Here is a 10986-nt window from a genome sequence, read left to right as displayed (position 1 = left end):
CGCATCACAACCGTCGAGGTTGCCCTCTTGTAATGGTCCAGTGCCAACCTGCCTCAACCCGGCAACTTAAAGTGCGCCACCGAACGGCGCAAATCGCTTGCCAACTGCGCCAGGTAACCAATCGATTCCGCCGTCTGGCTTGCGCCCTGCGACGTTTGCGACGTGATTTCCTGAATTGCATTCATGGATTGCGAAATATCCGTCGCCGCGATGGATTGCTGACGCGCGGCGGCGGAGATGTTTTGAATCAGAGCGGACAAATCGTGCGAAACGCGTTCGATGTCGCCCAGCGCGCTACCGGCGTCCTCCGCTTTGCGCGCACCGGCCACCACTTCGGCGGTGGTTTGTTCCATCGAGTTCACCGCTTCGTTGGTGTCGGACTGAATCGTCTGCACCAGCGTTTCGATTCGCTTCGTAGCGCTCGCCGAGCGTTCGGCGAGTCGCTGCACTTCGTCCGCCACCACCGCGAAGCCTCGACCTGCTTCACCGGCGGATGCGGCCTGAATTGCTGCGTTCAAAGCGAGGATGTTCGTCTGCTCGGCAATGTCGTTAATCAGTTCCACGATGGAGCCGATTTCTTGCGAGGACTCACCCAATCGCTTAATACGCTTGGAGGTTTCCTGGATCTGATCGCGGATCGAGTCCATGCCCGAAATCGTTTCGCGCACCACTTCGGCGCCGCGCGAGGCGATTTGCACCGAGCGTTCGGCCACGTCGGCGGACTCGGCGGAGTTCTTGGACACATCGTCCATCGAACTCGCAATCTGGTTGATCGCGGTGGTCGCGTTGCTGATGCGATGCGCCTGGTTCTGAGCGGCGTCCGCCAGATGGCGTGCGGTGGTCTGCGTTTCCTGCGCCGAGGACGACACCTGCTCGGAGGTTTCGTTAATCGTCGTCACCAGGGTGCGCAACTCGTCGATAGCGTAGTTCACCGAGTCGGCGATCGCGCCCGTGATGTCTTCCGACACCGTGGTTTTTACCGTCAGGTCACCTTCGGCGAGCGAACCCATTTCGTCCAGCAGGCGCATGATGGCCTCCTGGTTACGCTGGTTAAGCTCGGTACTCTCGCGGAAGCGGCGACGCTGGTCGGTGATCAACTGAATAACCAGCAAGAAGGCGAAGGCCGCGGCGCCCAACGCACCGATCACGCCCCACCACACGTTCGGGAACAAGCGGCGCAGCGGCAACTGGCCGATCTGCTCGGCGAGGTCGTTCGCGCGCAGCAGCACGTTCTGCGAGTCCAGCGAAGCCTGGTTGCCTGCGTTCTTCACTTCGGCCAGGTTGTTGGCGGCGGCGACCAGCTTGGCGACCGGATCGCTCAGCTTGTCCCAGTCCCCCTGCATCTGCGCCAGAATCTTGCGCGCATTGGCGTCGCCCAACTGCTGCACGCCCATGCTCTGGTTGCCCTGCAGCAGGCCCTTCAACACTTCGCCGTAGTTCTGCGCGTCGCGGGAGAGGCCGTCGGCAGACGCTTGCGCCGATTCGCCGCCCTGCAACACTTCCTGCACGCGGCGGATAATGCGGTCTCCCGTCAACATCTGACGCGAAGCGCCCAGCATTTCGTCGGCGGTGCTGCCTTTGCGCTGCTGCAGGATGTTGACCACCTGCTCCATGTTGGAGTTGAGCAGCGGCAATTGCTTGGAAAGATCGTCGGCGCGCTGCGACGAATCGAGCACGACCGCCTTGTTCGACAGAATCTTGCCGATGTCGCCGTCGAGCTGTTTCCACGCATCGGCCAGCTTGCTGACGGAGCGGCCGGTGGTGGTGGCGTTTTTGTCGGAATACGGCTTCATGCCGGTCTTGGCGTCGCCATTGACCAGTCGTTGCACCGCCGAATCGATGGTGTCGCGCGCGTTCTCAAGCTCCGCGAACGAGTCGGAGTTACCGCCGGAAGCTTCCAGCGCGTACTTTGCCGTCTGCTGCGACAACACCTGGATCTGCGTGGTCAACGCAATTGCCTGGCGGTCTTCGCTGTTCTTGAAGTTCAGTAAAACGAAGTCGACCGCGGCAAAGCCGATAAATGCCACCAGCAAGACGATCAGGATGGTGTATCCCCGTTCCTTGCCGACGCCCCCTGTAGTGCTCATGATCTCACCTCATCCGTCTACCGCACCCACACGCCGCGCGTGCAGGCCAAAAATTCGAAGCATCGCCCCTGCGCCGGCCACCACCCGCTTTGGCTCGGCTGCAACCTTCATGCCGCCGCCTGACGAAAATCAGGTGCGCGTACCAACTTACCCATGCTGAACAGCGCCAGGCGCTGCCCGTCCACATCCACGCGATCGTCGACGAAGCGCGTCAGGCGCGGATCGTCTTCCTGCTCGGCGACGCGACGCTGTTCGGCGTCCACGGTGCGCTGTCCGAACACTTCGTCCACCAGCAGCGCCACGTTGCCGTTGCCTTGGCGCACCACCAGCAGACGCGTGCGCTCGGAGTGCTGCGTGCGTTCGCTAAACAGAAAACGCGCCATATCGATAACCGGCATCAAATTGCCGCGAACGTTCGCCACGCCCAGCAGCCACGGCTTGGTGCCGGGCACGGGGGTCAGCGGTGGAACGGCCAGCAATTCGTTGATCTCTTCGATCCCGCTGACGAACAGGCGACTGCCCGCGCGGTAACCGATGCCGCGCCACAAACCCGGCGCTTCGAAGCGCTCTTGCGTACCGGACGCATGCGCAAGCGAAAGCCGCTCGTAGCGAGCCAGAATTTCGAAAGGCGACTGGGCGAGGACCGGAGCGTTCATGCTCACCTCACGCCGCGTTCGGCAGCAGCTCGTCGATGCATGCCAGCAGTTCCTTCTCGTTCACCGGTTTGGTGATGAAGGCCTTGGCGCCCTGACGCATACCCCACACACGATCGGTTTCCATCGACTTGGTGGTGATGATCACGATCGGAACGCCCGCGGTCGCAGGGTCGCGCGTCAGCGTGCGCGTCGCCTGAAAACCGTTCATGCCGGGCATGATGACGTCCATGATGACAAGGTCGGGCTGCGTCACGCGCACCCGCTCGATGCCATCTTCTGCATTGTTGACGGCGTCGACGCGATGACCGGCCCGTTCCAGCAGCGTGGTGAACACGCGCACGTCGGTCGGTGAATCGTCGATGATTAAAATATTGGCCACGGCTCCCCCTTCAGAGCTGTACTTCACGTGCTTCAAACCGTGCTGGCGACATGTCGATGGATGGCACCGAGCAATTCATCGCGCGTGAATGGCTTGGTGAGATATTGTTCGGCACCGACGATGCGACCACGCGCTTTGTCGAACAAACCGTCCTTCGAGCTCAGCATGATCACTGGCGTCGAACGGAACTGCGGATTGTTCTTGATCAGCGCGCACGTTTGATAGCCGTCCAGCCGCGGCATCATGATGTCCACAAAAATGATCGCCGGCTTTTGGTCGGAGATCTTAGCCAACGCCTCAAAGCCGTCGACAGCGGTCAGTACCTCGCAACCTTCCTTTTTCAGCAAGGTTTCCGCCGTACGGCGGATAGTCTTGGAGTCATCGATAACCATGACTTTCAGACCGGCCAGGCCGTTCGTACCTATGTTCAAGTTCACTTAACCCCCCTGCTGCCTGCCCCAGGCTCAGGTACAACACCCAGCGCGCGGAACGGCCGGCACCGAATGCGAATGAAAAATCCTGCGTAAACACGTCAATGGCGCCCGATCTTCGCCGGGACATCCGTCGTTGCTGTTTACTGCCTAGCATAGTCCTCCGTCAAGGAAAAAACGTTACAGCAACAACTCTTAACGCGAAAATCGCGATAACAAATGTGAAGAGGCGTCCCGCCCGGCCCCACGATCGGACAAGGGCTTGTCTCTTCCGTCCCACCCTCCCTACCTTGTGAGGCGGGGACGACCTCGGCGAACATGCACACCCCACCCCGTCGTCAGAATCGCCATGCCCCGTTCGGTCGCCGTGCTGATGGATCCCATCAGCAGTATCAAGATCGCCAAGGACACCACCTTCGCCCTGTTGCTGGAAGCGGCCCGCCGCGACTACCGGCTCTACTACATGGAACAGGGCGATCTAGCCCTGCGCGATGGCGCCCCGTGGGCGCGTCTGCGTCCGCTGACCGTCAAGGATGACCCGTCCGGCTGGTTCACCCTGGGCGATGCACGCTGGACGGACCTGCGCGAGCTGGACGTTGTACTGATGCGCAAAGATCCCCCGGTCGATGCCCAATTCCTCTACGACACGATGGTGCTGGACGTCGCCCAGCACGGCGGCGTGCAGGTCATCAACGACCCGCAAGCCCTGCGCGACTGCAACGAGAAGATCTTCGCCATGCACTTCCCTCAGTGCATGGCGCCCACCCTGGTGGCGCGCGATCCGGCGGAACTGCGCCGATTCGTGGCTGAGCACGGCGACGCGGTGCTCAAACCGCTGGACGGCATGGGCGGCCGGGGCATCTTTCGCGTCCAATCGGGCGACAAGAACCTCAACTCGATGCTGGAAACGCTGATCGCCGGCGGTCCGCACGGCGAAGGGCGTCACTTCGCCATGGCGCAGAAATTCATCCCGCAAATCAGCGCCGGCGACAAACGCATACTGATGATCGACGGCGAACCGGTACCGTACGCGCTTGCGCGCATTCCCCAAGGCGACGAATTTCGCGGCAATCTCGCGGCGGGCGGACGCGGCGAAGGCGTGCCGTTGAGCGACCGCGATCGTTGGATCGCCGCCGAAATTGGCCCCGAGCTGCGCCGTCGCGGCCTGCGCTTTGTCGGGTTGGACGTGATCGGCGACTACCTGACCGAGATCAACGTCACATCGCCGACCTGCGCCCGCGAACTGGACCATCAGTTCGGGCTTAATATCGCCGGCATGTTGTTTGACGCCATCGAAAGCAGGCCATCCCAAGCGTGAATGCCGTTGCCCAACGCCCCGGCGACAACAAGATCGGGGCTACCTTTATTTTTTCGCTGCTGGTCCACGGCTTGCTGCTGTTCGGCATCGGCATCGGCTATGTGGCCACGCGTCCGGCGCTGCCGACGCTCGACGTCACCCTGGTGAATGTCGCCAACAACGAATCGCCGGACAAGGCCGACTTTTTGGGGCAAGCCAACAACCGTGGCGGTGGCGACAGCGACAAGGCCAGTCGGCCCTCGCAGCCGTTCTCGGGATTGTTGCCTCTGCCAACCCAGGGTACGGCGCCGCAAGTGGTCGCGGCTGCGACGCCCACGCCGCAACAGGCGACCGACCAACGCATGCTCACCACGTCCGGGCAATCCAGTTTCGCCGTGCGCAGCGATACCGCCAAAGACGCGCGCGACACCCCGGACACCGCCAGCGACAGCGAAGCGCGCATCGAACAACAAGCCGCGCAACTCGCCGCCGAAGTGAGCAAGCAAAGCCAAGCCTACGCCAAACGACCGCACAAGAAGTTCATCTCGGCGAGCACCAAGGAGTACGCCTACGCCGCCTACATGCACGGCTGGGTCAATCGCATCGAGCGCGTCGGCAACTTGAATTACCCCGAACAGGCGCGCGAACAGCAGGTGCATGGCGACGTGATTCTTACCGTCGGTCTGAATCGTGATGGCAGCGTTTACAGCATCGACGTTACCCAAAGTTCGGGGCACGACGTGCTCGACAAAGCCGCCATCAACATCGTGAAACTTTGCGCGCCGTTTCCGCCGCTGCCGCCGGACAGCAAAGAAAAAGTGGATATCCTGTACATCTCCCGCACGTGGCAGTTCCAACCGGGCGACGTGCTCAAAACACGCTGAAAGCGCAGCAGCGCGCGCATTACCAGCAGTCGTAACGCTGTCGTAACAGCGTCGCGCGCGATACTGAACGCCCGTTTTTTGCCGCAGACGCGACACCGCGCAGCGCTTACAATGGCCCCATGCAGATGAAGACGCCCCAGTCCCTTGCCGGCCAATTCCTGATCGCCATGCCCAGCTTGGCCGAGCCCCCGTTTTCGCGCGGCGTGGCGTTTGTCTGTCAGCACGACGAAGACGGCGCGGTCGGCCTGCTGGTCAATCAGCTTTCCGAATATCGCTTCGGCGACGTGCTCGCGCAGATGAAACTCAACTGCAATGATCCCGAACTGGCCGATGCGCCGGTGTTGATCGGCGGTCCGGTGCAGCAGGAACGCGGTTTCGTTCTGCATCGCGAACACGGGCATTGGGAATCGAGCTATCGCATCAACGGCGACTGGTCGGTCACCACGTCACGCGACATCCTGGTCGCCATGGCCGCTGGCGAAGGCCCGCGTCTGGCGCTGATGGCGCTGGGTTATTCGGGCTGGAGCGCAGGCCAGCTCGAGCAGGAATTGAAAGACAACACTTGGCTCACCGCCGATGCCAGCGAGCGCGTGGTGTTCCACACACCGCTGGAGGAGCGCTGGAGCGCCGCGGCCGGCCTGGTCGGCATCGACCCGTTGCAACTTCCTGGCTACGCGGGCCACGCATGAGCTGCGTGCTCGGCTTCGACGTCGGCAGCAAGCTTATCGGCGTCGCGGTCGGCAATCGTGTCACTAGCAGCGCACGCGCCATCACCACCATCCCCATGCGCAACGACGCGCCCGATTGGGCCGCGCTGGATACGCTGCGCGGGGAATGGCTGCCGGATACGCTCGTCGTCGGTTTGCCGCTCACGCTCGAAGGCGAAGAACAAGCCGCCAGCCAACGCGCGCGCCGCTTTGCCGACCGCTTGCACGAACGCTATCGCCTTCCGGTCACCTTCGTCGACGAACGTCACAGTTCGCGCGAAGCCGCGCAGCGCTTTGCCGAAGCGCGCGCCGCAGGATTGAAACGCCGCAGCGACGCCGCGCAGATCGATGCCGAAGCTGCTGCCGTGATTCTCGAACGTTGGCTGCAGGATGGAGCCAACGCAGCATGATTCCGCCTTTTACGCCAACAACAAAAACACTCACACGGTCACCATGATCCCACGCCTGCGCCACCTCACCACGCTGGAAAACCTCTCGCGCGATTGCATCGAACGGCTGCTCGACCGCGCCATCATCATGCGCGACGCGTGTGCGCACGGCACGCGCAAACTGGATCTGCTCAACGGGCGCACGATTCTCAATCTGTTTTTCGAACCGTCCACGCGCACGCGCACCTCGTTCGAACTGGCCGCGCGTCGCTTAGGCGCGGACGTGATCAACTTCGATATCGGCTTCTCGTCCACCGCCAAAGGCGAAGAGTTGTTCGACACCTTGCACACGCTCGAAGCGATGCATCTGGACGCCATCGTGGTGCGCCACAAAGTCTCCGGCACGCCCGACGAACTCGTGCGTCACGCGATGAGCGGCGTCTCGGTGGTCAACGCGGGCGACGGCAATCGCGCGCATCCCACACAGGGTTTGCTCGATGCGCTGACCGTTCGCCAGCATCGGCCGGACTTCAGCCAGCTGACGGTGGTGATCTGCGGCGACGTGAAACATTCGCGCGTCGCGCGTTCGGACGTGCACGCCTTCACCAAGCTTGGCGCCAAGGAAGTCCGCCTGTGCGGCCCGGCTCCGCTAATGCCCGACCAGGAAGAATTTCCGGCGTGCAAGTTTTATGACAACTTCGACAAAGCGATCGAAGGCGCGGACGTCGCGATCATGCTTCGCCTGCAAAAAGAGCGCATGGCCAGCATCGACCTACCTGACGAAGCAGCTTATTTTCGCGAATACGGCTTGGACAGCCGACGCTTGGCGACGGCGGCGCGCGGCTGCATGGTCATGCATCCCGGACCGATCAACCGTGGCATCGAAATCGCGTCGGAAGTGGCCGACGGACCGCAGTCGCGCATCCTCGAACAGGTGGGCAACGGCGTGTTCGTGCGCATGGCCGTGCTGTACGAAATGCTGGCGCGCTGATCCGACATCGCTACCTTTTCCCCGCAACGAAGGGACATACACCGCGCATACAACCCGTCAACGCGTCAAAACGGGCATAATGTCGCGGTAAAACAACACTGTTGGGGATGAATATGCGTATGACCAAGCGCGTGCTTGCGCTGGCGATGTCCGGCTTGATGCTGGCCGCCTGCTCGCACAAGGACAAGGATGCCCCTCTGGCTTTCGTGCCGGCGGACACCCCCTATGTCATGGCCAATCTCGATGTGCTGGACAGCGACACGCGCCAGGCGATCTTCGCGCAGGTGGATGCGGAAATGCCTGCGCAAGTGGCGCAGATGAAAGCACAGGCCGACCAGGTCGCCGCCAACGATCCGGACATGGCGAAATACCTGCGCACAGTTGCCAGCGAATTCGACGGCAAGACCACCGAACAGTTGCTCCAGGAAACCGGCGTCGATCCCAAGGGTTACATGGCGCTCTACGGCGTCGGCCTGTCGCCGGTATTGCGCATGCAGCTGGCAGATGCCAACGCGTTCAACAGCTTTGTCGCGAAACTCCAGAACGACTACGGCAAGAAGTTCGATGCCGTAACCATCGGCACGCAGAGTTACCAGCGTTACGCGGCGCCGGCATCGCATCTGCAGTTCATCATCGCGGTCGTCGGCAAGCAGGCCGTGCTGGCGGTGTTGCCGGAAGACGCTTCGCAGCCTCTTCTGCGTCAGGCCTTGGGCCTTGATCGCCCGAGCAAGAGCTTGCAAGACACCGATCGCCTGACCGATCTGGCCAAGTCCAAGGACTACGCAAAATGGGCGGTGGGCGAAGTTGATTTCACCCGCCTGCTGCCGCTTGCGTTCGGCGGACAGGATCCGCTCGCTCAAGCACTGATGAAAACGCGCGCCGAAAGCGAATCGGCCAAGACGGGCGAACCGGTCACCAACCTGCTGCAGGTTCCGGCGAGCTGCCAGGCCGAAGCGTCCCGCATCGCCGCCCGCATGCCCAACATGAGCTTGGGTTACACCACGCTGGATGAAAAGCATCGCGACATGCGTTTCGACGTCTCGCTGGCCAGCGACATCGTCAGCGCCTTCAGCGGACTGAAAGTCGAATTGCCGGGCCTGGGCGCCGATCACACCGCACCGTTCGAGATGAGCGTGGCGCTGCCGATGGTCCAGATGCGCGCATTCTGGAGCGCGCAGGCCGACGCCGTCGCCGCCAAGCCGTTTACCTGCCCCCTGCTGGAAAATCTCAACGAGACCTTCAGCAACCTCGGCGACAGCATGCAGAAAGCGGCCGTGCCGCCGATCGGCGATTTGCTCGGCCTGCATATCGCCATCGATAGCTACGCCGCCAATCCCAATGGCGGCATGCCGAAAGTGGCTGGTCGCGTGGTCGTCGGCACCAACAATCCGGCGGGCCTCGTGGCGATGGCGCAAGTCACCAGCCCGTTGCTCAGCGGCCTCAAGCTCAGCAACGACGGCAAACCGGTGGCGTTGCCCGCTCAGCTCACCAACGCACTGGGCGAATCGGGTTGGGCGGCGCTGGGCACCAAATCCGTCGGCATCGCCGTCGGCGCCAATGAAGACAGCAAATTGGCGGACGTCATGACGCAACCCGGCGGCGACGCCGGCGACCTGCTGCGCTTGCATCTGGACGGCGACATGTACGGCAACTGGATCCATATGCTGGAACAGCGCGCCGAAAACGCCGCGGCGATGAGCGCCACGATGAATCCCAGCGGCGCCGATCCGCAGAACGACCAGAAGAGCGCCGACGCAGCCGTCGCCAGCACCAAGGCGCAATTTGCGGCGATGGAGTCGGAAGCCGCGCACATCAAGGCCATTGGTTCGCGAGTGCGGATGGAAGACAAGGGCCTGGTCATCACCACGCATACCGAACTGAAGTAATCGGTAACCAGAGAAGCAACAAAAAAGGAGCCGCAAGGCTCCTTTTTTCTTGCAGAAACGACGCGTTTCAGCGCCGCAAGAATCCGCCGCCGAGGCCGTTCTGGTTGGAGCGATCCTCTTCGAGCTCCACACCTTCTAAACCTTGCGACAAGGTATGTGCATCGCCACCCTGCGCCAGCTTGATGCGCAAGCGCACTTCGTTGGAGCTGTCCGCGTGGCGCAATGCGTCTTCGTAGCTGATTTCGCCAGCGTGATAGAGCTGCACCAGGGACTGGTCGAAGGTCATCATGCCCAGGTTGGTGGATTCCTTCATCACTTCCTTCAGCTTGTGGATCTCGCCCTGGCGGATGTAGTCCTGCACCAGCGGCGTACCCAGCATCACTTCCATCGCGACACGACGCGCCTTGCCGTCGGGCGTAGGAATAAGCTGCTGCGCCACGATTCCCTTGAGGTTCAAGGACAAATCCATAAACAACTGCTGGCGACGATCTTCCGGGAAGAAGTGCAGGATGCGATCGATCGCCTGGTTCGCGTTGTTGGCGTGCAAGGTGCACAAGCACAAGTGACCGGTTTCGGCGAAGTTGATCGCGTACTCCATGGTCTCGCGCGTACGCACTTCGCCGATCAGGATCACGTCGGGCGCCTGACGCAGCGTGTTTTTCAGCGCGTTTTCCCAACTGTCCGTATCGATGCCCAGCTCGCGCTGCGTGATGATGCAGCCTTCGTGCTTGTGCACGTATTCGATCGGGTCTTCGATGGTGATGATGTGGCCGGTCGAATTCTGATTGCGATAACCGACCATCGCCGCCAGCGAGGTGGATTTACCGGTACCGGTCGCACCCACAAAGATGATGATGCCGCGCTTGGTCATCGCCAATTGCTTGATGACCGGCGGCAGGCTCAATTCTTCGATGGTCGGAATCTTCGACTCGATCCGGCGCAGCACCATGCCTACGCAGTTGCGCTGGTAGAAGCACGACACGCGGAAGCGGCCCACGCCCTGCGCGGAAATCGCGAACTGGCATTCGTGCGTCTTTTCGAACTCCTCGCGCTGCGAGGGCGTCATTACGTTGATCACCATGTCGCGCGACTGCTGCGCCGACAACGGGCTTTGCGTGATGGGCACGATGCGTCCCTGCACCTTCATCGACGGCGCCACACCGGCCGTGATGAACAGGTCCGACGCTTTCTTGTGGACCATCAATTTCAGGAACGAGGTGAAGTCGAATTCGCTGCTCATAACGTGCCCCCATGGGAACTGCCGGGAACGGAAACGGGA

11 protein-coding genes are annotated in these 10986 nt (G+C 61.8%); 6 read left to right on the top strand and 5 right to left on the bottom strand.

Features of this window, described 5'->3' with window-relative positions; genetic code table 11:
- Nucleotides 1-53 precede the first annotated feature (53 nt).
- The 4 genes from L0U79_RS07415 to L0U79_RS07400 all read right to left on the bottom strand — a co-directional run bounded on the left by L0U79_RS07415 (nt 54) and on the right by L0U79_RS07400 (nt 3559).
- Entirely contained in the window at nt 54-2087 is a 2034-nt protein-coding gene (locus L0U79_RS07415; RefSeq protein ID WP_233841234.1) for a methyl-accepting chemotaxis protein, read from the bottom strand.
- Nucleotides 2088-2194: 107 nt separating this feature from the next.
- Nucleotides 2195-2743, bottom strand: a complete 549-nt coding sequence (locus L0U79_RS07410) for a chemotaxis protein CheW (RefSeq protein WP_233841233.1) — start codon at nt 2741-2743, stop codon at nt 2195-2197.
- Nucleotides 2744-2750: 7 nt separating this feature from the next.
- Nucleotides 2751-3122: a response regulator gene (locus L0U79_RS07405; protein WP_233843861.1), complete on the bottom strand. Its 372-nt coding sequence runs from the start codon at nt 3120-3122 to the stop codon at nt 2751-2753.
- Between the two features lie 32 nt (nt 3123-3154).
- Complete coding sequence (locus L0U79_RS07400; RefSeq protein ID WP_345778425.1) at nt 3155-3559, bottom strand: response regulator; 405 nt, start codon at nt 3557-3559, stop codon at nt 3155-3157.
- A gap of 343 nt (nt 3560-3902) precedes the next feature.
- On the opposite strand from L0U79_RS07400, the gene gshB reads away from it, so the two are divergent.
- The 6 genes from gshB to L0U79_RS07370 all read left to right on the top strand — a co-directional run bounded on the left by gshB (nt 3903) and on the right by L0U79_RS07370 (nt 9707).
- Nucleotides 3903-4871, top strand: a complete 969-nt coding sequence (gene gshB, locus L0U79_RS07395; RefSeq protein WP_233841232.1) for a glutathione synthase — start codon at nt 3903-3905, stop codon at nt 4869-4871.
- Nucleotides 4868-5734: an energy transducer TonB gene (locus L0U79_RS07390; RefSeq protein WP_233841231.1), complete on the top strand. Its 867-nt coding sequence runs from the start codon at nt 4868-4870 to the stop codon at nt 5732-5734. Before gshB ends, L0U79_RS07390 begins: the two co-directional genes overlap by 4 nt.
- A gap of 125 nt (nt 5735-5859) precedes the next feature.
- Nucleotides 5860-6423: a YqgE/AlgH family protein gene (locus L0U79_RS07385; protein WP_233841230.1), complete on the top strand. Its 564-nt coding sequence runs from the start codon at nt 5860-5862 to the stop codon at nt 6421-6423.
- Nucleotides 6420-6851 carry a Holliday junction resolvase RuvX gene (gene ruvX, locus L0U79_RS07380; RefSeq protein WP_233841229.1) on the top strand — a complete coding sequence of 144 codons (432 nt, stop codon included), beginning with the start codon at nt 6420-6422 and terminating at the stop codon, nt 6849-6851. The genes L0U79_RS07385 and ruvX overlap by 4 nt, the downstream gene beginning before the upstream one ends.
- A 43-nt stretch (nt 6852-6894) precedes the next feature.
- A complete protein-coding gene (locus tag L0U79_RS07375) occupies nt 6895-7821 on the top strand; it encodes an aspartate carbamoyltransferase catalytic subunit (RefSeq protein WP_233841228.1) in 927 nt (308 codons plus the stop codon).
- 113 nt (nt 7822-7934) lie between these two features.
- Entirely contained in the window at nt 7935-9707 is a 1773-nt protein-coding gene (locus tag L0U79_RS07370) for a hypothetical protein (RefSeq protein ID WP_233841227.1), read from the top strand.
- Between the two features lie 67 nt (nt 9708-9774).
- On the opposite strand, the gene L0U79_RS07365 is transcribed toward L0U79_RS07370, so the two are convergent.
- Nucleotides 9775-10947 carry a PilT/PilU family type 4a pilus ATPase gene (locus tag L0U79_RS07365; protein ID WP_233841226.1) on the bottom strand — a complete coding sequence of 391 codons (1173 nt, stop codon included), beginning with the start codon at nt 10945-10947 and terminating at the stop codon, nt 9775-9777.
- Between the last annotated feature and the right edge of the window lie 39 nt (nt 10948-10986).

It is taken from the genome of Dyella sp. 2HG41-7, from assembly GCF_021390675.1.
Classification (GTDB): Bacteria; Pseudomonadota; Gammaproteobacteria; order Xanthomonadales; family Rhodanobacteraceae; genus Dyella_B.
This window is presented reverse-complemented; position numbering and strand designations above follow the sequence as displayed.